We start from the raw sequence: 23,231 nt of genomic DNA, 5'->3' as shown, positions 1-23,231 counted from the left end.
TGACGCGCCGTCGGCTCCGTCGCGCCCCTTCTCCGGGGTCGGCGGCCGCCGTACGCTCGACGCACCCCGCGACCGCGGGCGGACACGGTGCGGAGGTGCTCGTGAGCGACCGGCGTCGGGTGGGAGCCCTGGGCGCGGCGACGGCCGCCGTCGCCTTCGGCGTCGTGTACGTCGTGGCGGTGCGGACGACGGGCGGGCAGCAGGCTGACGTCCGCGCCCTCGCAGAGCTCCAGGTCGACAGCCTTTCCCTGGCCGTGGCTGCGGCCTGGGCGCGCGCCGCACTCCCGGCGGTCCTCGCGCTCGGGTGCCTCGGCCTGGGCCTGCACGCCCTCCTGCGCAGGAGGTTCCGAGACGTGGCCGCGGCCGTGCTCGTCGCCGTCGTGCCGTTGGTCCTCTCCGGCTGGCTGCGCGACGTGGTCCTCACGCGCCCCGACCTCGGCGACCTGGGCTACGCGTACAACACCTTGCCCTCGGGCCACGTGAGTGCGGCGGTGGGTCTCGCCGCCGCCGCGGTGCTGCTCTGCCCGCCGCGGGCACGACCTGCCGCCTTGGCGTTCGCGGTCGTCGCCGTCGTGATCGCGTGCGCGGTCTCCGTCGTCGGGCACGCCCACCGCCCGGCCGACACGGTCGCGTCGGTGCTGCTCGTCACGACGGTCGCCGGCGTCGTCGTGGCAGCGTTCGACGTGCCGTCGCGACGCACCCCGCCCGCTCGTTTCACCCGTGCCTCCGCGCGAACCCACCGCTAGCCTGTCGCTTGCCGGACGCGCCGGCGGACGGAGGACGACATGCAGATCCGCACCGACGGGGTCACGTGGCAGGAGATCGACGGCGAGCTCGTGCTGCTCGACCTCGAGCGCTCCGTCTACCTCACGACGAACGCGAGCGGCGCTCTGCTCACCAAGCTCCTCGTCGAGGACCACAGCCTGGACGAGCTGGCCGACGCCCTGGTGACCGAGTTCGCGATCGACCGGGCCGACGCGGTCCGCGACGCGCAGGCCTTCGTCGACGAGCTCGGCGCGCACCAGCTCCTGCGCTGACGCGGTCCGCGCTCAGGCCGGCGTCGCGGGCAGCCGCTCGAAGCCGGCGGGTCGTCCGGCGTGCAGGTGGAAGTCGTCGACCACCCACCCCTGGACCTCCACCCACGCGTGGGCGGACACGGTGCCGTCACGCTTCGCGACCCCGAGCACGAGGCGGGGCCCACGCCGCCGCAGGACGTGCCCCACGACGAGCGCCTGACGCAGACACGTCCCGTCGACCCCCGGGACGGACAGGACCCGGCGCGCGTCACGCACCCCGGCGCGCTCGCGCGGTGCGAGCTCGAGCGGCATCGGCTCGCTCCCCGTCGCTCCCGGCGTCCCGGACCCGGCGCAGGGGCCCGCCTCCGCCAGAGGCACTCCCAGCCAGCGGGCCACGCGCGGGAGGCGCGCCGTCCGCAAGCCGGTCTCGACGCACGCCACCAGGGCCACGGTCCGGAGGACGCCCGGCCACTGCCGCGGGGGGAGCCGTCGGGCGCCACGCCAGAACGCCCCGACCGCGGACCGCACGCTCACGCTCCCGCCCTCGTCGCGCGGGGCGCCGACGCGAGCCAGGCGACGTGAACCAGGAACCGCGCCGCGGGCAGCGGCGTGCCGAGCCACTCGCGACGCAGTCGTCCGGCGTCGACGAGGCTCGGGTCCACGCCCGAGCCGTCCCACGAGAGCGCGAAGTCCCTCTCGCGGTCGCCCCACCGGGACGTGTTGAACCGCGCCTTGGTCGTGCGCGCCAGCACCGCGTCGGGCAGGAGGTCCGAGGCGAGCCGGCGGAACGTGTCGGTACGCCCCCGGAAGCCCCGTGCGCCGCCGTCGGCTGCGAGCGCCGCGACGAATCCCGCGTCGCCGAGGGGGTGGACGAGCGTGAGGCCGCGCTCGGCGGCGCCCGCGGCGGTGTTGTGCAGGGCGAGCACCGTGCTCCGGCGCTCGAGGAGCGCGCGCTTGGCGGCGTCCCAGCGGAGAGGTCCGCGCGCGGCGACCGTCTCGCGGACGAGCACGTCCAGGGCGCGCGGTGTCAGCCAGGGTGCGGCGCCGTCGAGCGAGCCTCCGCGGCGCAGCCGCCGAACGGCGAGCCAGGAGGGCTCGATCGCCCCGAGCGCGGCGCGCACGAGGTCGCGCGACGGCCTGCGGCGCGACGAGGCGAGCAGGTGGAGCGGCGTCCCCCTGCTCCCGGCGACCACGCCGTCCCCGCCCTCGCCGGTGAGGACGTGCGCACCCTCGGGGAGGTCCCCCAGGAGCACCGGCTGGCTCTGCACCGCCGCCGGCCACACGAGGCCACGCCGCTCGAGCGAGGCGACGGAGACCTCGCCGAGAAGGCCGCGCTCGTCGCGCACCTCGACGACGATCCCGCGGCCGAGCCCGAGATGGCGGAGGACGAGCTCCTGCCAGCCGCTCTCGTCCGACTCGGGCAGTCCGGGGTAGACCGCCGTGACCGGGACGGGCAAAGGCAAGGACTCGCGCCGCGCGACGGCCGTCGCCACGGCGAGGACGAGGGAGGAGTCGCGACCACCGGAGAACAGGACGTGGCAGCGCCCGGAGCGCACGGCCGGCAGGACGGCCCGCTCCAGGGCGGCGCGCGCCGACCCCAGCGGTCGCGGGCGCACCACCTCGGCAACCGCGCCGACGGGTGCCGAGAGCGCGACCTCGAGCGGCGTCAGCCGCAGGAAGGTGTCGGTCATGTCGTCCACGTGATGCCCCGTCGTCGTGAGGTGCTGTGCGGCGCACCCGCCGTGGCGCGCGCCGCACAGCACCGCGCGTTCAGCTCAGGTCGTTGCCCTCGCCGGTGCCAGGAAGCGGGATCTTCTGCCCCCAGAAGTAGACCTCGTCCTCCCACTCCTGCCAGGAGTCGAGACCGAGCGTGAGACCACGCACGGAACCGACGCGAGAGATCTTGGGTGCTTCGTATGACATGTTTCCTCCTCTCGGGATTACCGTCGTCGCCCGATCACCGACCGGACGGCCGTCAACGTCGCCGTCGGCGTTGCGTCCGGCACGGCGAGCGTACGGCGCAGGACGGTCGTCCAGTTCGACGCACCGACGATTTCACCCGGGTGACCTCACGCGCCCCGCGTCCCGAGCCACGCCGCGTGGAGGAGCAGCTCGGCGGCGGCCGGAGGCACCGGCGAGGCCCAGGCGGCGCGCAGCTCGTCGTGGTCGACCAGCTCCGGGTCGACGCCCGAGCCGTCCCAGCGTCGGGCGACCTCGCGCTCCTCGGGCCCCCACCGCGTCGCGTTGAACCAGGCCTTGGAGGTGCGCGCGAGGACCGGGTCCGGCAGGAGGTCGCCCGCCAGCCGGCGCAGGACGTCGGTGCGCCCGGCGTAGCCCCACGCGCCGCCGTCGTGGGCGAGCGCACCGACGAACCGCGGGTCGAGCAGCGGGTGGACGTAGGTGACGTCGTGCTCGCGCGCGACCGCCGCGAGGTTGCCGAGCACGACCTGCGTCGCGCGCGAGCCGAGGAGGCGCGTCACGCCGCGGTCCCACCGCAGCGGCGAGGCGTCGTCCGCGGCGAGCCGTCGTGCCGCCTCGCGGGCCGCGTCGGCGCGCAACCAGGGGGGCATCACCCCGAGGTAGCGGTCGCGCGGGAGGGTCGCGACCGGCCGCAGCGCCCGGCCGGCCTCGGCGAGCAGGCGACGCGACGGCAGCGCCGGGGTCGCGAGCCGGCGCCGCAGGAGGTGCAGCGGCGTGCCGCGCCGGCGGTTGAGGACGTCGTCGCCGCCCTCCCCGGTGAGGAGGTGCCCGCCGGTCGCGTGGACCAGCCGGACGGCGTCGGCCTGGGCCACGGCAGGGAAGAGCAGGCCCCGTCGCTCGAGCCCCGACCGGGCGAGGTCGCCCAGCAGCCGCATCTCGTCGTGCACCGGCACGACGACGCGGTCGGGCAGGCCGAGGTGGTCGAGGACGAGCTCCTGCCACTCGCTCTCGTCGGCTCCCTCGACACCGGGGAACGTGAGCGTCAGCGGGACGGGGAGCGGGAGGCCGTCGCGGCGGGCGACGTGCGCGGCGACGGCGAGGACGAGGGAGGAGTCGCGCCCGCCGGAGAAGCCGACGAACGTCGGCGCGACCGCGAGGGACTCGCGCACGACCTGCTCCAGCACGACGCGAGCCCCCCCGGTCCGAGGGACCGGAGGGGCGGGCGTCCGACCGAAGACCCACCCGGCCGCGAGCTCGAGCTCGTCGACACGGGTCACGCCCACGGTCGCCGGCTGCTCTGCCGGGGAGGGCGTCCCGCGGGTCTCGCGACCCGGGAGGGCCATGTCAGGAGAGCGGCTCGCCAGGACCGCACCCGTCCTTCCAGTCGCCGCTGAGGTCCTGGCCGAGGCCGGGCTCCTGGTTGGGCATCGCGTTGTCGCTGCCGTAGCCGTACTTGCAGTTCTGCGGGTAGCCGAGGGTCAGGCCTCGGACGGTACCCACGGTGGTGATCGAGGGCGGTGAATACGTCACGGTCCGCCCGCCTTTCTCTCCGTCGCCCGACGGCGACTCCGACGCCGCACGCGGCCGCGCATGGCACGCCAAAAGTACCGAGGAACAGGCGAGGAGAAGTGGGGTCACGGGTGTTTTCCACCCGGACGTCCCCCGGATTTCACCCACTCGACCTGGACGACCGTTCAACGGCATGGCCGGCGGTCTCGCGCGCGACCGCGTCGAAGTACGACGCGCGCGCCCGGGCGTCGGGCACGTCGGCCTGGAGAGGACGCCGCTCGTCGAGGCCCGCGTCATGACGACGGCCCTCGCGGCGCGCAGCGAGGTGATGGTGGACGAGCACGCGCGAGCTGTCGAGGACGCCGCGCCGCGCGGCCGAGTACTCGTTGCCGCCCAGCGCCGGGTCGCCCGGCAGCCCGGGGAACGGTCGGCGCGCGTCCCGCGCCCGGGCGAGCCAGAGCCACGCCGGCGTCGCGCCCCGCGGCACCTGGTCCGGCGCGAGACCGAGGACCCGGTCGGCCCGGTCGAGCACCGCGCGCACGCCCAGCCACGTCCCGGACGCGCGGGCCCGGCGCTCGAGCTCCGCGACGTCGACCTGGCCGTGGTCGAGCGCGAAGCGCACGTCGGCGAGCCACATCAGCCGGTTGGCACCCGACTGGGCCGCGTGGAACGCGAGGTGGAGCACGGTGTCCACGGGATCGAGCGTCGGGACGTCCTGCCCGCCGACCCCGACGAGGCGACGCCGCTCGAGCATCGCCGCCATGTCGATCCGGAGCTCGCGCCGCAGGTCGGCCGGGACGGCCACGTGCCAGTGCAGGTCGAGCGGCGTGCCCGCCGGGGTGACCATCGCGAGCTCCGCGCGGCCCGAGCGACGCAGGGCGGGCCAGTTGCGGTCGAGGAGGCGCACGCCCCGGTCCTGGAGCAGGGCGAGCGAGTCCTCGAAGCGCTCCGGCGCGACGACGAGGTCGACGTCGTAGTACTCGCGCATGTTCACCGCGGGCCAGATCGCGCCGGCCAGCACCGGGCCCTTCACCGCGACCCACGGGACCGAGGCCGCGTCCAGCACCGCGCCCACCGCGCGCACGTCGGCGAGGGCGCGCAGGTGCCGCATGAGCTGGTCGTGCTTCGCCTGCTCGAGCGCGGGCCGCCAGCCCTCGGGCTCGTCCGGCCACGCGCGCGCGACCCGTTCCACCGCGGGGGTGACCCGGTGCAGGCGGCCCGCCGCGACGACCTCGGCCGGCGAGACGCCGCGGAGCCCGGGCGGGCACGCGGGCACCGCGGCACCACGGACGGCGTCGAGCAGCAGACCGGCGAGCGGTCGTAGCCGCGCGTCCTCCCGCACCGTCACCCCGTGCCTCCTCGCCGTGTGCCGCCCCGACCACGGCGGTCCGACGGCGTGTGCGAGAGTACCGCCGGTCACGCCGCCGCGAGGGCCGACGGCGAGGTTTCACCCGGCCCGACGCCCCGCGCGCCCGCGGCGCGCTGAGACACTGGCGAGGCGGTCGGCACGACCGTGCGAGGCGAGGAGGACTGCCATGGCCGGCGAGGGCGAGACGTTCGTCGACCCGCTCGACCTGCGGGTGCGCGAGCGCAACCAGCGCCGGTCGTTCCGGCGGGGCGCGGCGCTCGTGGCGCGGAGCACCTCGCTCGTGTGGCAGTCCGGGCGCACGCTGTTCCTGGCCCTCGCCGCGCTCCAGCTCGTCGGGGCGCTCCTGCTCGCGGGCCAGGTGCTCGTCGTCGAGCAGTTCCTCAACGCGGTCGTCGAGCTCGGCGACGGGGGCAGCATGCGCGGGCTGGTCGGGCCGGTCGCGGCCCTGGCCGCGCTCATGGGGGGCGCAGCGCTCGTCGGGAGCGTCCAGGGGACGCTGCGACGCTTCCTCGCGGACTCCGTCGCACGCCGCACGTGGCAGCAGGTCCTCGCCGTCGCGACCCGGGTGAGCCTGCGCCAGTTCGAGTCGCCGGCGTTCTACGACTCGCTGCAGCGCGTCAGCGCCAACGCGGCGAGCCGACCGCTCCAGGTGACCCAGGCGCTGCTCGGGGCCTTCGGGAGCGCGGCGGTCACCGTGAGCGTCGGGGCGACGCTCGTCGCCATCCACCCTGCGCTGCTCGTCCTGCTCGTCCTCGGCGGCCTGCCCCTGCTCCTGACGAACCGGAAGGAGAGCCGCCTCGAGTTCGACTTCTCCGTCCGCCAGACGTACCCCGCCCGGGAGCGCGGATACCTCTCGATCATCCTCACGGGTCGCAACGAGGCCAAGGAGATCCGGGCGTTCGGCCTGGGTCGCGCGCTGCGCGACCGGTTCGACGCGCTGTACGGGCGCTACCAGAAGGACCTCGCGGCGCACCTGCGTCGGCGCACGCTCCTCAGCGTCGTGGGCAACCTGGCGTCCGCCGTCGTCGTCGGCGTGACGCTCCTGCTGGTCGTCTGGCTCATCGCGCAAGGGGTGATGACGGTCGCCCAGGCCGGTGCGGCGATCGTCGCGATCCGCATGCTGCAGGGGCAGGTGCAGACGCTGCTGGGGTCGGTCCAGTCCATCTTCGAGGCGGGCCTCTTCCTCGACGACGTCGACGCGTTCATGGATCTCGGACCGTCCGCGGACGCGCTCGAGGCGGGCGGTCCCGTGCCCGAGGCCTTCGACGAGCTCTCCGCGCGCGACGTGGCGTTCACCTACCCCGGCAGCGACGAGCCGGCGCTGCGCGGCGTCGACGTGACGGTGCGCCGCGGGCAGGTCGTCGCGCTCGTGGGCGAGAACGGGTCGGGCAAGACGACGCTCGCCAAGATCCTCGCGGGTCTGTACGACGCCGACTCGGGCGCCGTCCGCTGGGACGGCACCGACACGCGCGACCTGGACCGCGCGACGCTGCGGGAGCGGGTCGCGCCGATCTTCCAGGACTTCGTCCGCTACGCGTTCTCGGCGCGCGACAACGTGACCGTCGGGGACGTCGACGCCCCCACCGACGACGACCGCGTCCGCAGCGCCGCGGCCCGCGCCGGCGCCGACGGGTTCCTCTCCGCGCTCCCCCACGGCTACGACACGATGCTCTCGCGCCTGTTCCGCGACGGGCGCGACCTCTCGGGAGGGCAGTGGCAGCGCGTGGCGATCGCGCGAGCGTTCTACCGGGACGCGCCGCTCATCATCCTCGACGAGCCCACGGCGTCGCTCGACCCGCGGGCCGAGCACCAGATCTTCGAGTCGCTCCGCGACGTCCTCTCCGGCCGGTCGGCGGTGTTCATCTCCCACCGGTTCTCGACCGTGCGCTCGGCCGACCACATCTACGTCCTCGAGAGCGGGCTCGTCGCCGAGCACGGCACGCACGACGAGCTCATGGCCGCCGGCGGGCTGTACGCGGACCTGTTCACGCTCCAGGCGAGCGCCTACCTCGACGCGGAGCGACCGACGGGCTGACCGACGCCCGGGGTCAGTCCACGACCGCGGCGAGCAGGGCCTCGGCGAGGTCCGGCGCGAACGGCGGCCCCCACGGCACGCGCGCGCGGAAGACGGGCACGGTGCGCGCGATCTGCGCCACCTGGGCGAAGTGGCGGTCGACGACCGCCTTGTCCTGCCAGCCGAGCAGGCGTGCGTACGTGATGAGCGCGAACACGGCCACGGTCGGCTCGACCCGCTCCACCTCGAGCTCGGTGTGCTCGCGGTCGGGCCAGGGGACGACGATCGCCGCCAGCGGCAGCGCGTCGTCGGCCCCGCCGCCGAGGCGCAGGACCTGCCGCGCGTCGGCGCTCGTCCGCACGGCCGGGTCGTCCCCCGCGAACCGCTCGACCAGGACGTCCGCCCCCTTGCGCAGCCGGAGCTCGCTGGCCCCGAGGCGCACCGACGGCGGGCCGTCGAGGTCGACGCGCAGCACGTCGTCGGTGATGACCGCGCCGCCGGCCGCGCACAGCAGCGTCGCCATCGTCGACTTGCCCATGCCCGACGCCCCGACGAAGGCGACGGCACGTCCGCCGACGTCGACGGCGCTGCCGTGGAGCACCGCGACGCCGCGCAGGTAGAGCTGGAACGAGAGCACGGCACCGGTCACGAGGATGGCCGCCACCCCCGGGTCGGCGCCGTCGCGCAGGTGCACGCGCACCGTCGCGAGGTCGGCGCTGACCTGCACGTCGCACGTCCGGTGGAAGCGCAGGAGGTAGTCCCCCGCCGGGAGCTCGTAGAACGTGTAGAACGCCCTGTCGCCGTCGGCGTAGTCGAGCAGGACGCGCGCGCCCTCCGGCTCGTCCACGTCCCGCGCCGGATCGCCCCACAGCACAGTGACGTCCACGGGCTCGGTGGGGTCGGCGGGCCGGTCCTGGTGCAGCGGCAGCTCGGACGCGACGTGCAGCCCGTACAGGCGCACGTGCTCGCGCTCGGCGTCGTCCCGTGCGGCTCTGCTCGTCACGGCGTCAGGCTAGTCCGCCGCACCGGCCCCGCGACGACCTTCCGGCGGAAGTTCACCCGACGCCGGTCGCGGCACGGCGGGCCCCGGGTAGAGCTCCGCGTACCGACGGGCGACCCGGTCCCACGAGAACCCGTCCGCGCGCGCCCGTCCGGCGTCGCCGAGCGCCTGCGCGAGCCTCCGGTCGTCGACGACCCGCTCGACCGCCCGGCCGAGCGCCGCCGTGTCCTCGGGGTCGACCAGGAGACCGGTGCGGCCGTCGTCCACGAACTCCGGCGTGCCACCGCGTGACGTGACGACGACCGGGACGCCCGCGCGCCACCCCTCGAGCACGACGATCCCGAACGCCTCGACGCGGCTGGGCACCACGAGCGCGAGGGCGCTCCCGACGGCGGCGACCACCTGCGGTCGCGACAGCCGACCCGGCAGCACGACGCGGTCCGCGACGCCCTCGCGGCGGGCGAGCTCGCCCAGCTCCGCCAGCTCGGGCCCGTCCCCGCCGACCACGAGCCGGACGTCGGGCGGGAGGCCGGCGCGGGCGAACGCGCGCACGAGCAGGTCGAAGCCCTTGGTCCGCACGACCCGCCCCACGGCGAGGACGTACCGGTCGGGGAGCCACGGCGGGCGCGGGCCGCCCGGCTCGTCGAGGTCGATGCCGTTCGGCACCACGACCCCCCGGCCCCGGGCGAGCCCGAACCGGTCCTCGAGGTCCGTGAGCGCGTAGCGCGAGCACGCGGTGACGGCGCTCGCGTGCTCGAGCGACCGCCTCAGGGCACCGCGCAGGAGTGCCGAGGACCCGAACGCGTCGTGCGCGTCCATGAACGTCTCGCCGTGCCCGGTCACCACGAGGGGCGTCCCGGTCCGCCGCGACAGCGCGTGCGCCCACGGGCCCTGCGGGCCGTAGCAGTGCACGTGGAGGACGTCCGGCCGGTCGGCGCGGTACGCCGCGCGCCACGCCCGCCACGCGGCGGGCGCGGCCCGGGCGAACGACGCGACGGAGGCGGCAGACCGCGCGGGGAGCGGCGTCGGGAGGTAGCGGACCGGCACGACCCCGTCGAGCGCCGCGGGAACGCCCTCGTCCCCCTGGTCCACGGCCCAGACGGCCACGCGGTGGCCGTCCGCGTGCAGCCGTCGCGCCACGTGGAGCACGTGCTCCTCGACCCCACCTGCCCGGGGGAGGAACGAGCTCGCCACGAGCGCGACCGAGACCACGGCGGCTCCTTCCTCACGGCGACGCCCGTGCCGACAGGGCGCTTGGAACCCTAAGCGCTCGCGGGGCGCTCGCCGGGCGCGGCCCGGGTGAAATCAGCGGCTGCGCGCGGCGCCAGCGGGTGAACCCGTCCATCGCCCCTCGTCCCCCGCCGGGTCCGACCCCGACAATGGGGCGACCGCGCGAGGCGCGGACGAGGACGGAGGACGACGTGCCGCGACTGACCCTGGCGACGGTCGCCGTCGGCGTGCCCATGGGCCAGCAGGTCTACGAGCGGGAGGTCTCGGCCCGCGCCGAGCGCGCGCTGGGCCCGGACGTGACGGTGCGGCGGTCCGTGACCCGCTCGCTGCGCTCGCCGCTCCCCGGCACGGCGCGCCTGCCCTACTGGGTGCTGCGCGACGCGCCCGCCGGCGTCCGCAGGGCCGTCGGCGCCGCCCTGTACCCCCGCGCTGACGTCGTGCACCGCATGGGGCTGTCGCTGCCCCCCGCGCGCGTGCCCGAGATCGTCACGGTGCACGACACGGTGGCCTGGCGGTTCCCCGACGAGTCGCCGCCCGAGCCGTTCGCCGCGCAGGAGACGCGACGCGCCCGGGCCGTGATCTCGGTCTCGCGGTTCGCGGCCGACGACGTCGCCGAGCGGCTGGGCCTCGACCACGTCCACGTGGTCCACAACGGCGTCGACGACCGGTTCTTCGACGCGCGCCCGCTCACGCCCGAGCAGCGCCGCGGGCTCGGCGTCGACGGGCCCTACGTGCTGCACGCGGGCGGGTCGTCGCTGCGCAAGAACCTCGACGGGCTCGCTGCGGCCTGGCCCGCGGTCCGCTCCGCGCACCCCGACGTGACGCTCGTCCTCAGCGGTCCTCCGTCCGAGCGCCGTGACCGTCTGTTCGGGCCGCTGGAGGGCGCACGACGGGTCGGGCTCGTCCCCGACGCGCTCGTCCCGGGTCTCGTCGCGGGCGCGAGCGCCGTCGTCGTGCCCTCGCTCTACGAGGGCTTCGGCCTGCCCGCGCTCGAGGCGATGGCCGTCGGCGTTCCCGTCGTCGCCGCCGAGCGGTCCTCCCTGCCCGAGGTGTGCGGGGACGCCGGGATCCTCGTCGAGCCCGACGGTGCCGGGCTCGCCGACGGCCTGGTGCACGCCCTGGGCGGCGGGAGCGACGTCCGGGAGCGGACCGAGCGCGGGCTGGCCCGGGCGCGGCGGTTCACCTGGGACGCGTCCGCCGCCGCGCACGCCGTCGTCTGGCGGGAGGTGCTGGCCGGGTGACGCCGACCGCTCCTGCGGGGCCGTCCGACCTCGGACCCGACCTGCCGATTCACCCCCCGTGGACGTACCGGTCCCCGGAGCAGGGGCCTAGGGTGGCCGCGTGAGCACCCCGCCCGCCCCTGCGATCACGGTCACCGGCCTCGGCAAGACCTATCGCATCGCCACGTCCGGCGAGCGGACGAACCGGGCGACCGAGGCGATCGTCCAGCGCCTGCGCCACCCCCGGCGCCGCGCGACGTTCACGAGCTTCGACGCGCTCGACGACGTGTCGTTCGACGTCCCGTGGGGCGAGGCCGTCGGGATCGTCGGCCGCAACGGGGCCGGCAAGTCCACGCTGCTGAAGATCCTCACGCGCATCACGGCGCCGACGCGGGGCCGGATCGAGCTCGGCGGCCGGATCGGCAGTCTCCTCGAGGTGGGCACGGGGTTCCACCCGGAGCTCACCGGGCGCGAGAACATCTTCCTCAACGGGGCGCTCCTCGGCATGACGCGTCACGAGATCCGCCGCCGGTTCGACGAGATCGTCGACTTCTCCGGGGTGGAGACGTTCCTCGACACCCCGGTCAAGCGCTACTCGTCGGGCATGTACGTGCGGCTCGCGTTCGCCGTCGCGGCGCACCTCGAGACGGAGATCCTCGCGATCGACGAGGTCCTCGCCGTCGGCGACGCGGAGTTCCAGGCCAAGTCCCTCCAGAAGATGCGCGACGTGGCGAAGGACGGCCGCACCGTCCTGTTCGTCAGCCACCAGGTGCAGACCGTCACGGCGTTGTGCACGTCCGCGCTCTACCTCGACCGGGGCCGGCTGGCCTACCAGGGAGACGTGCCGGGCGCCCTCGAGCTGTACCGGCGCAGCTTCGCCAAGTTCGCGCTCGAGCAGAAGGACCCCGAGCGGCGACCGGGCACCGGGGAGATCCGTGCGACCACCGTCGAGATGGGCGAGGACCAGATCGAGCCGCAGGCCGACAAGGACGTCGTCATCCGGATCGGCGCGAGCCCGGGCTCGATCGGCCGGTACTTCGTCTCCTGCCACGTGAACAACATCGACGGGAGCGTCGTCGCACAGTGCGACTCGCGGGTCGTGGGCGGCTGGTACGACCCGGCGCGAGACAACACGGTCACGATGACCCTGCGCTCCCCGTGGCTCAAGCCGGGCCGGTACACGGTCGACGTCTTCGTGTGCAAGAACGGCATCCTCGACGCGTGGGAGGGCGCCACCGCGTTCGAGGTGCTGCCCCACAACCCGTACCCGGAGCTCGCCGGGGACGAGGCGCTCACCAAGGGCCTCGTGCTCGCCGACTTCACCTACAAGGCGGAGTGACATGAGCCAGATCGTGATCACCCCGCCCGGCCGCTTCGCGCTGCCGTCGGTCCGCGAGCTCTGGGAGGCGCGCGAGGTCCTGTACCGGTTCGGGATGCGCGACGTGGTGCTGCGCTACCGCCAGACCGCGATCGGCGTGCTGTGGGTGGTCCTGCAGCCGCTCGCCGCAGCCGGGATCTTCTCGATCGTGTTCGGGCAGGTCGCCGACCTGCCCAGCCAGGGGGTCCCGTACTTCCTGTTCAGCTACATGAGCATGCTGGCCTGGAACCTGTTCAACAACGTGCTGACGCGCGCCGCGCCGTCGCTGGTCGGGAACCAGGCGCTCGTCTCCAAGGTCTTCTTTCCCCGCATGCTCGTCCCGTTGTCCACGTCGCTGTCGGTCCTGCTCGACTTCGTCGTCGCGCTCGCCCTCGGCGCCGTGCTGCTCGTGGTGAACGGCATCAACCCCGGGTGGCCCGTCCTCCTGCTCCCGCTCTGGGCGCTCCTGCTGGTCCTGTTCGCGTCGGGGCTCGGCCTCGCCGCGTCGGCGCTCATGGTGAAGTACCGCGACGTCGCCTACGTCCTGCCGTGGCTCACGCAGATCCTGCTCTACGCCTCGCCCGTCGCCTACTCGCTCGAGGCCGTCCCGGACAACCTGCGGTGGCTCTTCGAGGCCAACCCGATCACCTGGTACCTCGAGCTCTTCCGCTGGTCGCTCCTCGGCCTGCCGGCGCCCGACGGCTGGCAGGTCGCGGCCGCCGTCGGCGCCGCGGTCCTGGTGTTCCTCGGGGGCGCCCTGTGGTTCCAGCGGTTCGAGCGCCAGTTCGCCGACTTCATCTGACGCCGTGGCCACCGTCGCCCGAGTCGTGCTCGTCAACAACAGCCGCGAGACGTTCACCCCCACGGTCAGCGGTGCGATCGCCACGTGCCTGTGGGAGGTCGCGCGCGCGGCGCGGGACTCCGGCGTCGAGCCGCTCGTGGTCACGCGCCCCTCCCCGGCGCCCACCTACGACTGGCCACGTCTCACGACCGTCCGGACCCGCGAGCCGTGGCGACCGGGCGGCGAGCGCACGGACCGTGCCGTGCGTCGGGTGACCGGGTGGGCGCACCGCACGCAGGCGGCGTACGCGGACGCCGTCTCGAGGGCGCTGCGCGGAGCTCCTCCGGGGACGGTCGTGGTGTGCAACAACGACCCCGAGGTCGCGGTGCACCTGCGGCGCGCGATGCCGACCGCCCGGGTCGTGCACTGGTTCCACAACCTCGAGCTCGCGCGCGACCCCTGGCGGCGGGGCTACGCACGCAGCGGGGTCCGCTCGGTCGCCGTCAGCGACTACCTCGCGCGCGCCGTGGAGCAGGTGTACGGCCTCACCCCCCGCACCGTGCGCACCGCCTGGAACGGCATCGACCTCGACCGGTTCCACCCGGCCCCGACCCCGCGCTCGGGTCCGCCGGTGGTGGGCTTCCTGGGCCGCCTCGCGGTCGAGAAGGGTCCCGACGTGCTCCTGCATGCGCTCCTCGAGCTGGACGCCCGGGGAACGCCCTTCGGCGTGCAGGTCCTCGGCGACACGAACTGGGGCTTCGACGACGGCGGACCGTTCGGGCGCGAGGTCCGTGGTCTGCTCGACGCTCTGCGTGCGCGCGGCGTGCCCGTGGCCCACCCCGGGCACGTCGCCCGGGACGACGTCCCCCAGCGCCTGCGCGCCGCCGACGTCCACGTCGTCCCCTCACGCTGGGACGAGCCCTTCGGTCTCACGACGCTCGAGGGCATGGCGACCGGGCTGGCGACGGTCGGGACGGCGACGGGCGGTACGCCCGAGGTCCTCGGGGAGGCAGGGATCCTCGTGCCCCGCGAGTCGCCGCGCGACCTGGCGGACGCGCTCGGCCGGCTCCTCGGAGACCCCACCGAGCGGGACCGTCGCGGGGCCGCGGCCCGGGCGCGCGCCGCCACGTTCACGTGGTCGCGGACGTGGGAACGGCTCGGGGTGCACGGCCCGTGAGGGCGCTGCGGGTCTCCATGGTGCTTCCCGCCGACGAACCGTACGCGTCGGCCTCCGGCGCCGTCTCCGCCGTCGCGCACGCCCTGACCCGGCACCTGCTGGATCGCGGCGCGCAGGTCGAGGTGCTGAGCCCGCGCGCCGGGGTGCCGACGCACCCCGCGGGCGAGGTGCGCGAGCTCTGGTCGGCCGGGAACCGACCGCTGGCCCGGCGCGCCGCGGCGCGGGTCCGTCGCGCCCTGGCGCGAGAGAACGACGCCTGGGCGGCCTACCGCCGCGAGGTCGTGCGTCGATCCACCGGAGACGCCGTGATCGTGCACAACGACGCCCGCCTCGCGCGCCTCGTCGCGGTGTCCGGGCGTCCCACCGTCCTGTGGCTGCACAACCTCCTGGCGGCGCAGTCCGGCGAGGACGTCCGGGCGTTCGCGGCGCACGGAGGCACGATCGTCGGCGTGTCCGAGCACGTCCGCGCGTGGACCGTCCGCGAGCACCGCGTCCCGGAGGGACGGACCACGGTGGTGCACAACGCCCTGGACCACGACGTCTTCCGCCCGCCCGACCGGTGGCAGCCGGGACCGAGCCTGCGCGTGGTGATCCACGGCCGGATCGACCCGAACAAGGGGCAGGTCCTCGCGGCGGAGGCGGTCGCGCTCGCCCGGTCACGGGGCGCGGCGGTGGAGCTCAGCGTCGCGGGTGCCGTGAAGACCTTCGGGATGTCCCCGCCCGACGTCGAGGCGTACGTCGCGCGGCTCGACGACGCGCTCCGTGCGGCCGGCGCCCGCCGCCTCGGCCCGGTCCCCGCGGCCCAGGTCCCGGCGCTCCTCGCGGGGTCGGACGTCGGCCTCGCCCTGCCGACGGTGCCGGAGCCCTTCTCGCTCGCCGCCCTCGAGTGCATGGCGTCGGGCTGCGCGGTCGTGGCCGTCCCGCTGGGGGGCCTCGCCGAGGTCGTCGGCGACGCCGCACTGCTCTGCGAGCCGACGACGACCGACGTCGCCGACGCCCTCTGCACGCTCGCGAGCGACCCCGACGCGCTGGCACGACGTCGGGCGGCGGCGCTCGCGCGGGCGGGGCGGTTCACCTGGGAGGACAGCGCCGAGCGGACGCTCGCCGTGCTGCACGACCTCCTCGGCCGGTGACGCGGTCCGTCAGGCGCCGTACCAGTCGCCGGAGCCCTCCCCCACCGGCCAGTCGGCGAGGCGGAGCCAGTCGAGGTTGCCCCGACGGAGGGGGCGCGAGAGGACGGTGAGGCGCGGATGACGCGCCCGCCACTCCCACTGGCGCAGCAACCGGTCCCAGTCCCGGCCCTCGTGGTGCCCCGACTGGCGCGACTTGCGGACCATCTGGTCGCGGGTCCGCACCCAGGACATGTGCAGCACCGCCTCGTCGGCGCGGACCACGGCGTCCACGACGGCGTCGTGCGGGTGGTCCGGGTCGGTGTTGGTCGGGGCGAGGTCCACGCGGTAGGTCCGTGCCCGGGTCTGCCGGCAGTGGACGAGGGCGGTCCCCGCGCGCACGGCGACCGGCCCGGGGTACGACGCGCGCACCCCGCCGTCGCGCCGCGCGAGCTCGAGCAGCCGCCCGTCGAGCGTCCGCTGGTAGGCGTGGCGCAGCGGGTAGTCGAGCGCCTCCGCGCCCGTGGCGTCCGCGGTCTCCACCAGGGCTCTCAGCCGGTCGGGCGCGAGGGCGATCTCGTCGGAGTCGAGCTGGAGCACCCAGTCGGCGTCCTTCCCCGCGTGGTCCAGCGCGGCCTGCCGCTGCTCCGTGTCGAGGTCGAGCGCGAACCTGCGGGGGTCCGACCATCGCCCCGGCAGGAGCTCGATCTTGCCCTCCGGGTCCGCCCGGCGGAGCCGCTCGATCGTCTCCTCGACGGGCATCGGGTGGCCCGCCCACGAGAGGCCGTCGCTGTCGTGGCTGACCACGACGCGGTCCACCAGGTCGTAGTACGACGCGAGGCTCTCCGTGGCCCAGGCGGGGTCCCCGGCCATGACGTAGGCGGTGATCCTCATCGCGGGCCGTCCGGCGTCGCCGTCTCGCCGCGCGCCTGCAGCAGCGCCGTCGCGCCGAGCCCGCCGGCCGCTCCCGCGAGCGTCGTCACGGACCGCAGGATGCCGTTCCCGACGCCGCGCACCGCCGAGCCCTCCCGCGTCCGGAGCCGCCCCACCGCGCGACCCGCGTAGCGGAGCTCGTCGCCCGCCTGGCGGACGCTCGTGCGCAGGTGGCGGCGGAACCGCGCGTCGCGCACGCCGACCGTCCGCGCGAGCAGCACCACATGGTTGCGCTGCGCGTAGTAGGTGTAGCGCAGGTCGAACCGACGACCCTTCGCGTAGGGGCCCGCGACGTGCTCGACGACCGCGTCCGGCGTGTAGACGACGCGCCAGCCGGCGAGGCGCAGCCGGAGCACCGGCTCGGTCTCCTCGCGCAGGCACGTCCCCGGGTAGTGGTCCTCGATCCCGCCCACCGACTCGAGCGCCTCCCGGCGCATCGACATGTTCGCGCCCAGGAGGTGGTCGACGTCGACGTCCCCGCCCGGGTCCGCCGCGAAGAACCCGGTCAGCGAGCCGTCGTCGAGCAGGAGTCCCACCCGGTCCGCGCCCTCGCTCTCCTCCCCCGGCTGCCCGTTGAGCGCGCGGCCACCGACCGCGCCCACGCCCGGGTCCTCGTAGCGCGCGACGAGCTGCTCCAACCAGTCCTCCGCGGCGTACGCGTCGTCGTCGAGGAACGCCACGACGTCGCTCGTCACCTCACCGAGACCGACGGCGCGCGACGTCGCCGTCGTCCCCGGCCCCCGGTCGTTGCGCAGGTACGTCACGCCCGGGAAGCCCTGCACGACGTCGCGGGTCGCCGTGGTGGGCGACGCGTCGACGACGATCGTCCGTTCGGGGGCGACGGACTGGCGCGCGAGGTGCTCGAGGCACGTGCGGACGTGGTCGGGACGGTTGTAGGTCGCGACCACGACGGACGCGCTGGGGCCGGCTCCGCGAAGCATGCGACCCATTATTCGGCCGGGTACCCTGCCCACCTACCTTCTGGGCCACAGTTCACCCGGACCTGTGCCGGGCCGGCCCGTCCGAGCCGATCTCAGGAGACGCCGGGGAGCTCCGCCGTCGTGACGACGAGGAGCCAGTCCTCTGCGCCGGCCGAGTTGCGGCCGGGCGTCGTCATCGACGCCGACAGCTCCGTCGGGACGGCGGTCGCGGACGCCGGGTCGACCCAGTACGCCGAGGCCTGCGGCGCGACGGCGCCGACGTCGAGCCCGATCGTCCGGGCCGTCGGGACGTACACGAGAGCCGTGGAGCCGTCCGCCGTGAGAGCGGCGGTCGCGAAGTCGCTCTCCAGCACGTCCAGGGGGGTGTCGTCCTGCACCTCGGTACCCGCGCCGTCCGTCACGAGCCGCCCGTCCACGTCGGGCACGAGCTCCCACCACGGCAGGCTCGCGACGAGCGCGGCCAGCCTGGACAGCTGCGTCGTGCCCGGTCGGGACAGCCGCTCGGGCCAGCCCTCCTCGAACCGCCAGTCGGCCGTCCCGTAGAACGCGCCCGGCGAACCGGAGGTCACCGCCCACAGGTACTGGCGACGCAACGTCTCGTCGGTCGTGTCGGGCGTCTCGGGCCGGAGGTTCAGCCCGTCGTAGTTCCCCTCGCCGAAGAGCGCAGGACGGGCCGGGAGCCGGCCGTACGCCTCACGCACCGCGCGGTACGTGGGGTAGTAGGTGTAGACGAAATCGAAGTCCACCCGGTCCGCCCAGTACGGGTTGTCCGACGAGATCGACTTCTGGTAGCCGAGCTGGATCGAGAACGGACGGTCGTCGCCGGTCGCGCGGATGCCGTCGAGCGCCCCGGACATGCAGCGGTCGACGTCGCTCCCCTCCTCGGGCTCGTTCGTGACCGGGAAGTAGTCACCGCCCGTCATCCACACGATGTTCGGGAGGTCGCGGGCCCACAGCGCCACCTGCTCGCCGAACGCCCGGCACTCCCCCTGGTCGCGCGGGCTGAACGCGTGGCCGACGGTCCAGCCGTCGATCGGGTAGAGGAACACCGTCACGCCGCGCTCGGCCGCCATGCGGAGGTAGTCGTGCGCCCGGTCCCAGTAGGGCGGGTTCCAGTCGAGGACGCCCTCGTCGCCGAACGGGAGCACGCCGTCGTAGGTCGCGCCGTCGTCCGAGGGCGCACCGTTCGCCTCCGCGCCGACCAGGGACACGATCGCCGCGTTGAAGCCCTGCTCCGCGCGGACGCGGAAGTAGGTCTCGGCGTCGTCGGGCGCGACGTCCGTGAGGAGCGACCACGGGGAGTCGCCCTGGACGAGGATCGGGTCGCCCGCCTGGTCGAGGAAGAAGCGCCCGGACGGGTCCACCGCGGCGACGAAGCGGTGCTCCGGAGCGATGGCGCCCTCGGACGACGCACCAGGGGGCGGGACGTCCTCCGGGCCGGTGTACGCACCCTCGGGGATCAGCATGCCCTGCCCGCTGTGCACGTGGCGCCACCACACCGTCCCCGCGGTCGCACCGAGCGCCAGGACGAGGACGACGGCCGCTGCGGCGGCGATCACCCACGGGCGTCTCCACCGGTTCTTTAGCCCGGGTGAATCCCCCATCGGCCCCTCGTTCCGCTCGGTGTCCGGCTCTAGGATCGTGACCGTTCTCCGCGGACGTCCCGCGCGAGGTCTGAAGGGTCATCGTGCCGCACCAGCTGGTCCACGTCATCACCCCGGGTGACCACTTCTCACCCCGGACGGGTTCCGCCGTGCCCACGGTGGTCGACGGCCTCTCGGCGGCCGGCGCCGGCGGGGACGTCGTCCTCGTCGCCCGCGGGACGTACCCGGACCGGTACGCGAGCGCCCGCTCCGTCGAGTACCCCATGAGGCGGCCCGGCAGCCGCGACCGGCACCTCGACGCCGTGAGCGCGCTGGTCGGGCTGCCGCGCCGCCGAGCCCGCGCCTCCTACCGTGCTGCGCTCGGACCACAGCACGACCTCCCGTCCGCGGTCATGCTCGCGCACAACGCGGTGCAGGCCGTCCCCGAGGTCGACACGAGGCGTCACCAGGTCGTGCTCTACGCGCACAACGAGCTCTTCCGCAGCTATGGGAGGGCCGAGCTACGGCGCACCCTCGGGAAGTCCGTCGGGACGATCGCCGTCAGCTCGACGCTGGCCGAGCGGCTGCGGGACCGGCTCCCTCCGGGGCTGGGACGTGTCGCGGTGGTCCGCAACGGCGTCGACACCGAGGTGTTCTTCCCGGACCCGGAGTGGCGGCGCGGTGATCGTCTGCAGGTGATGTTCGTGGGCCGGACGGTCCCGGAGAAGGGGCCCGACGTCCTGGCGCGGGCCGTCCGGAGACTGCGTCGCACGGACGTCGAGGTGACCTTCGTCGGGTCCGCGGGCTTCGACCCCTCGGCAGCACCGACGTCGTTCGAGCGCGAGCTGCGGCACGAGCTCGACCCCCTCGGCCCGCGCGCGCACGTGCTCCCGTTCCAGGACCGGCACACCCTGCCGCGTCTGCTCCGTGGCGCCGACGTCGTCGTCGTGCCGTCGGTCTGGGCCGAGCCGAGCGGTCTGACCGTGCTCGAGGGCATGGCTTCCGGTGCCGCGCTCGTGGCCTCGGCCGTCGGCGGCATCCCGGAGCAGGTCGGCGACGCCGGCGTGCTCGTCCCGCCGGGGGACGAGCGGGCGCTGGCCGAGGTGATCGAGCACCTCGCCGACGACGAGCGAGCGCTGCGCACCGCACGGGAGAGCGCGCGCACGCACGCGCTCGACCACACCTGGCACCGTGCCCGCGCGGAGCTCGACGAGGCGATAGCCGACCTCCTCTGACCCGACACACCCGTACTCGAGCGAAGGACCGTGATGAGCCTCCCCGATCCCCTTCCCACCTGGCGCGACCGCTGGAGCGGCCGCCCTGGCGGCACCGTCGTCCTCGACCTCGGCGAGCAGCCGCCGTCGGACCTCTTCCCCCTGCCCGACGACCCGCGCCCCGACCCCGTCTTCCGGCTCCGCCTCGTGCAGAGCGCGGTGAGCGGGCTCGTGCAGCTCGAGGACGACCCGACGACTCCCGAGGAGGTCCTCGGTGTCGAGCCCGTCGCCCTCGTGCGGCAGGCGGAGCAGTGCGTCGCCGACGCGGCGACCGCGGGGTTCGTGGCACCGGGTGCTCGGGCGCTGGAGTACCCGAGCCCGCACGGGGGCTCGTGGACCACGCAGCTCACGGAGCGCGGCGTGGTCGTCGTCGACGACGGCGAGGTGGACCTGGTCGTGGACGTGCACGGGATGATGCACGACGCGGACCAGAAGGCCGCGCTGCTCGAGCGCGTCGGCCACCTCGCGCCGGACGGCGTCCTGCTCATGATGATCCACAACGTCACGTCGATCGTCCGGGCGGGCATGTGGAACGCGGCCAAGAACGGACACTTCGCCTACTACTCGACCCCCGTCCTGGTCCGCATGGCCCAGGAGGTCGGGCTGGAGGCGGTCGGCGCGTGGGAGTACCCGCTCTACCAGGACGGGACGACGCTGCTCGCGTTCGCGCGGCAGGGCAGCCGGTGGGGCGGCCAGAGCGACGACGTGACGCGCGTGGTGGAGAAGGAGGTGGCCGAGGGGGTCCTCGACCCCCTCCGCGTGGCCACGCTGGGCGAGGCGCTGGAGACCACGACGGCGCGCATCCGGGCGTACCTCGACGAGGCGCGCGCCGCCGGCCTGCGTGTGGCGGGCTACGGCGCGGCGTCGCGCACGGCTGCGCTCCTGTGCTCGGCCGACGTGACGCCCGAGGACGTCGTCGTCGTCGCGGACGCGGCCACCGGCAAGCACGGGCGGTGCATGCCCGGCAGCCGCATCCCGATCGCCTCTCCCCAGGACCTCGCGCTCGCCCGTCCGGACCGGGTCCTGCTGTTCGTCCCGGACCTGCTGCCGGAGGTCCGCGCGGCGCTGCCCGAGGTCGAGCAGAACGGTGGGCGGTGGGTGGTGATGGACCCGAGCCCCCGCGAGGTCGATCCCGTGGGATGACGAGCGCTCGCCGGCTAGCCGACCCCGAGCGAGCGCTGGTACTCGACCCACGACATGCCGCTGCGGTCGCGCTCGCTCACCACGGTGATCGGCGCGGGCCACCGCACCGCGAGGTCGGGGTCGTCGAACGCGACCGTGACGTCCTCGTCGGGGCCGTAGAAGTCGTCGATCCGGTAGCAGAAGTCGGTCACGGAAGTGAGGGCCTGGTAGCCGTGGAGGAAGCCGCGAGGAATGTACACCTGGCGATGGGTCTGGTCGTCCAGGAGGAAGGTCTCGACCCTGCCGAACGTCGGCGAGCCGGGTCGCGCGTCGATCGCCACGTCCAGCACCGCGCCGTGGGCGCAGCGGACCAGCTTGGCCTCACCGGCGTTCGACCGGCCGTGAAGGCCGCGCACCACGCCCTGGTACGACCGCGACTGGTTCTCCTGCTTGAACGACGCCGGATCGATCCCGGCGTCCCGAAGAATGTCGACGTCCAGCGTGCGGGTGAAATACCCGCGCTCGTCACGGTGAGGGTTTGGCTGCAGGACCAGAAGTCCCGCGACAGAAGTCTCGATGATGTTCATCGTCCCGCCTTTTCGTCGTGGTTCGTCGCTCGTCGGGTGAATTCTTCGACCTGTCGTCGGGTGGCCTCGCGGGGCGACTCGAGGCCCCCGCGCACGGCCCGCTCCCAGCCGGTGGTGAAGCCGATCGCCTCGTCGATGTCGAGCACCGGCGACCACCCGAGGCGCGCCTGCGCCCGCGAGGAGTCGAGCGCGAGGAGGCCCGCCTCATGAGGCCCCTGGTCGCCCGTCGCGGCCCACGTCGCGCTCCCGTCCCACCGCGCGGCCATCCGCGTCGCGAACTCGCCGACCGCGACCTGGTCGTCCGGACGCGGACCGAAGTTCCACGCGGTGTCGTGGAGGTCCGCGGAGAGTCGCTCGGCGAGCGTGAGGTAGCCGTTGAGCGGCTCCAGGACGTGCTGCCACGGGCGGACGGCACGGGGATAGCGCAGCTGTGCCGGCCGGCCCGCGGCGAACGACGCGACCAGCTCGGGGACCAGGGCGTCCGGAGTGGCGTCCCCGCCACCGATGACGTTCCCCGCCCTCGCGGTGGCGACCGCGTAGCCCGGGCGCGGGAAGGAGACGGCCATCGCATGGGTCACCAGCTCGGCGCACGCCTTGCTCGCGCTGTAGGGGTCGTCGCCTCCGAGCGGGTCCGTCTCGCGGTAGCCCCACTCCCACTCCTCGTTGCGGTAGACCTTGTCGGTCGTCACGACGACGCACCGCGACACCGCGTCGACGGAGCGTGCCGCCTCGAGCACCGAGAAGGTTCCCTCGACGTTCGACGACCACGTCTCGCGAGGGTTGCTGTAGGAGTCGCGCACCACGGACTGCGCGGCCAGGTGGAGCACGACGTCCGCCTCCGACTCCCGCAGCGCACGCGTCAGGGCGTCGGTATCACGGATGTCCCCTCGCACGTCCCTCTCGATGAGGTCGGCGACCTCGGCACGGTGGTACAGGAACGTGGAAGGAGTCTCGAGCGCATACCCGTGCACCCGCGCCCCGAGATGTTCGAGAAGGACGCACAACCAGGCCCCCTTGAAGCCGGTGTGACCTGTCACGAACACGGTTCTTCCGCGCCAGTATGCTCCGTCCATACGCACACCGTAGGGC

General features: G+C 74.7%; 23 protein-coding genes. 10 read left to right on the top strand and 13 right to left on the bottom strand.

Annotation, left to right across the window (positions count from 1 at the left end; translation table 11 throughout):
- The first annotated feature begins 101 nt into the window (after nucleotides 1-101).
- Both A0J59_RS03555 and A0J59_RS03550 read left to right on the top strand, forming a co-directional pair.
- Nucleotides 102-746 (top strand): phosphatase PAP2 family protein, encoded by a 645-nt coding sequence (locus tag A0J59_RS03555; RefSeq protein ID WP_172820004.1) that lies wholly within the window; start codon nucleotides 102-104, stop codon nucleotides 744-746.
- Between the two features lie 39 nt (nucleotides 747-785).
- Nucleotides 786-1,037, top strand: a complete 252-nt coding sequence (locus A0J59_RS03550; RefSeq protein WP_053370119.1) for a PqqD family protein — start codon at nucleotides 786-788, stop codon at nucleotides 1,035-1,037.
- A 12-nt stretch (nucleotides 1,038-1,049) separates the two neighbouring features.
- Here the strand turns inward: A0J59_RS03550 and A0J59_RS03545 are convergent, their stop codons facing one another.
- From A0J59_RS03545 to A0J59_RS03530, 6 genes are all read right to left on the bottom strand, one after another.
- Nucleotides 1,050-1,466 carry a lasso peptide biosynthesis B2 protein gene (locus tag A0J59_RS03545; protein WP_255364959.1) on the bottom strand — a complete coding sequence of 139 codons (417 nt, stop codon included), beginning with the start codon at nucleotides 1,464-1,466 and terminating at the stop codon, nucleotides 1,050-1,052.
- A gap of 80 nt (nucleotides 1,467-1,546) precedes the next feature.
- Nucleotides 1,547-2,707, bottom strand: a complete 1,161-nt coding sequence (locus tag A0J59_RS03540) for an asparagine synthase-related protein (protein ID WP_156532777.1) — start codon at nucleotides 2,705-2,707, stop codon at nucleotides 1,547-1,549.
- Between the two features lie 79 nt (nucleotides 2,708-2,786).
- Nucleotides 2,787-2,939: a lasso RiPP family leader peptide-containing protein gene (locus A0J59_RS21460; protein WP_144425507.1), complete on the bottom strand. Its 153-nt coding sequence runs from the start codon at nucleotides 2,937-2,939 to the stop codon at nucleotides 2,787-2,789.
- A 146-nt stretch (nucleotides 2,940-3,085) separates the two neighbouring features.
- Nucleotides 3,086-4,213, bottom strand: a complete 1,128-nt coding sequence (locus A0J59_RS03535; RefSeq protein WP_220084431.1) for an asparagine synthase-related protein — start codon at nucleotides 4,211-4,213, stop codon at nucleotides 3,086-3,088.
- A gap of 67 nt (nucleotides 4,214-4,280) precedes the next feature.
- Nucleotides 4,281-4,436 carry a hypothetical protein gene (locus A0J59_RS21455; protein ID WP_156532775.1) on the bottom strand — a complete coding sequence of 52 codons (156 nt, stop codon included), beginning with the start codon at nucleotides 4,434-4,436 and terminating at the stop codon, nucleotides 4,281-4,283.
- Nucleotides 4,437-4,605: 169 nt separating this feature from the next.
- Nucleotides 4,606-5,793 (bottom strand): nucleotidyltransferase family protein, encoded by a 1,188-nt coding sequence (locus A0J59_RS03530; protein WP_064315245.1) that lies wholly within the window; start codon nucleotides 5,791-5,793, stop codon nucleotides 4,606-4,608.
- 187 nt (nucleotides 5,794-5,980) lie between these two features.
- Between A0J59_RS03530 and A0J59_RS03525 the strand changes: the two genes are divergently transcribed.
- On the top strand, nucleotides 5,981-7,849 hold the full coding sequence (locus tag A0J59_RS03525) for an ABC transporter ATP-binding protein (RefSeq protein WP_064315244.1): 1,869 nt from the start codon (nucleotides 5,981-5,983) through the stop codon (nucleotides 7,847-7,849).
- A gap of 13 nt (nucleotides 7,850-7,862) precedes the next feature.
- On the opposite strand, the gene A0J59_RS03520 is transcribed toward A0J59_RS03525, so the two are convergent.
- Nucleotides 7,863-8,831: a hypothetical protein gene (locus A0J59_RS03520; RefSeq protein WP_082918707.1), complete on the bottom strand. Its 969-nt coding sequence runs from the start codon at nucleotides 8,829-8,831 to the stop codon at nucleotides 7,863-7,865.
- A gap of 9 nt (nucleotides 8,832-8,840) precedes the next feature.
- Nucleotides 8,841-10,040 carry a glycosyltransferase family 4 protein gene (locus A0J59_RS03515; protein ID WP_064315243.1) on the bottom strand — a complete coding sequence of 400 codons (1,200 nt, stop codon included), beginning with the start codon at nucleotides 10,038-10,040 and terminating at the stop codon, nucleotides 8,841-8,843.
- Nucleotides 10,041-10,249: 209 nt separating this feature from the next.
- On the opposite strand from A0J59_RS03515, the gene A0J59_RS03510 reads away from it, so the two are divergent.
- The 5 genes from A0J59_RS03510 (at nucleotide 10,250) to A0J59_RS03490 (ending at nucleotide 15,726) form a co-directional block, all read left to right on the top strand.
- Entirely contained in the window at nucleotides 10,250-11,299 is a 1,050-nt protein-coding gene (locus A0J59_RS03510; protein WP_064315255.1) for a glycosyltransferase family 1 protein, read from the top strand.
- 100 nt (nucleotides 11,300-11,399) lie between these two features.
- On the top strand, nucleotides 11,400-12,617 hold the full coding sequence (locus A0J59_RS03505) for a polysaccharide ABC transporter ATP-binding protein (RefSeq protein ID WP_053370127.1): 1,218 nt from the start codon (nucleotides 11,400-11,402) through the stop codon (nucleotides 12,615-12,617).
- A 1-nt stretch (nucleotide 12,618) separates the two neighbouring features.
- Entirely contained in the window at nucleotides 12,619-13,437 is an 819-nt protein-coding gene (locus A0J59_RS03500; protein WP_064315242.1) for an ABC transporter permease, read from the top strand.
- A 4-nt stretch (nucleotides 13,438-13,441) separates the two neighbouring features.
- On the top strand, nucleotides 13,442-14,593 hold the full coding sequence (locus A0J59_RS03495; protein WP_064315241.1) for a glycosyltransferase family 4 protein: 1,152 nt from the start codon (nucleotides 13,442-13,444) through the stop codon (nucleotides 14,591-14,593).
- A complete protein-coding gene (locus A0J59_RS03490; RefSeq protein WP_220084430.1) occupies nucleotides 14,590-15,726 on the top strand; it encodes a glycosyltransferase family 4 protein in 1,137 nt (378 codons plus the stop codon). The genes A0J59_RS03495 and A0J59_RS03490 overlap by 4 nt, the downstream gene beginning before the upstream one ends.
- Before the next feature lie 9 nt (nucleotides 15,727-15,735).
- On the opposite strand, the gene A0J59_RS03485 is transcribed toward A0J59_RS03490, so the two are convergent.
- The 3 genes from A0J59_RS03485 to A0J59_RS03475 all read right to left on the bottom strand — a co-directional run bounded on the left by A0J59_RS03485 (nucleotide 15,736) and on the right by A0J59_RS03475 (nucleotide 19,135).
- The gene (locus tag A0J59_RS03485) at nucleotides 15,736-16,596 is read right to left on the bottom strand and encodes a hypothetical protein (protein ID WP_053370131.1); all 861 of its coding nucleotides are present in this window, start codon (nucleotides 16,594-16,596) and stop codon (nucleotides 15,736-15,738) included.
- Nucleotides 16,593-17,576, bottom strand: coding sequence for a glycosyltransferase family 2 protein (locus A0J59_RS03480; protein ID WP_064315239.1), 984 nt, complete (start codon nucleotides 17,574-17,576; stop codon nucleotides 16,593-16,595). The genes A0J59_RS03485 and A0J59_RS03480 overlap by 4 nt, the downstream gene beginning before the upstream one ends.
- Before the next feature lie 92 nt (nucleotides 17,577-17,668).
- Complete coding sequence (locus tag A0J59_RS03475) at nucleotides 17,669-19,135, bottom strand: DUF4038 domain-containing protein (protein WP_064315238.1); 1,467 nt, start codon at nucleotides 19,133-19,135, stop codon at nucleotides 17,669-17,671.
- 128 nt (nucleotides 19,136-19,263) lie between these two features.
- Here A0J59_RS03475 and A0J59_RS03470 point away from each other — a divergent pair, with 128 nt between their 5' ends.
- Nucleotides 19,264-20,394: a glycosyltransferase family 4 protein gene (locus A0J59_RS03470; protein WP_064315237.1), complete on the top strand. Its 1,131-nt coding sequence runs from the start codon at nucleotides 19,264-19,266 to the stop codon at nucleotides 20,392-20,394.
- A gap of 33 nt (nucleotides 20,395-20,427) precedes the next feature.
- A complete protein-coding gene (locus A0J59_RS03465) occupies nucleotides 20,428-21,576 on the top strand; it encodes a hypothetical protein (protein ID WP_053370135.1) in 1,149 nt (382 codons plus the stop codon).
- Nucleotides 21,577-21,590: 14 nt separating this feature from the next.
- Here A0J59_RS03465 and rfbC read toward each other — a convergent pair whose 3' ends face one another.
- Nucleotides 21,591-22,142, bottom strand: a complete 552-nt coding sequence (gene rfbC / locus A0J59_RS03460) for a dTDP-4-dehydrorhamnose 3,5-epimerase (RefSeq protein WP_053370136.1) — start codon at nucleotides 22,140-22,142, stop codon at nucleotides 21,591-21,593.
- Nucleotides 22,139-23,215, bottom strand: coding sequence for a CDP-glucose 4,6-dehydratase (rfbG, locus tag A0J59_RS03455; RefSeq protein ID WP_064315236.1), 1,077 nt, complete (start codon nucleotides 23,213-23,215; stop codon nucleotides 22,139-22,141). Before rfbG ends, rfbC begins: the two co-directional genes overlap by 4 nt.
- Nucleotides 23,216-23,231 lie beyond the last annotated feature (16 nt).

It is taken from the genome of Cellulosimicrobium sp. I38E, assembly GCF_001647255.1.
Lineage (GTDB): Bacteria > Actinomycetota > Actinomycetes > Actinomycetales > Cellulomonadaceae > Cellulosimicrobium > Cellulosimicrobium cellulans_E.
The sequence above is the reverse complement of the archived record's forward strand: the minus strand, read 5'-3'. Positions and strand labels throughout refer to the sequence as shown.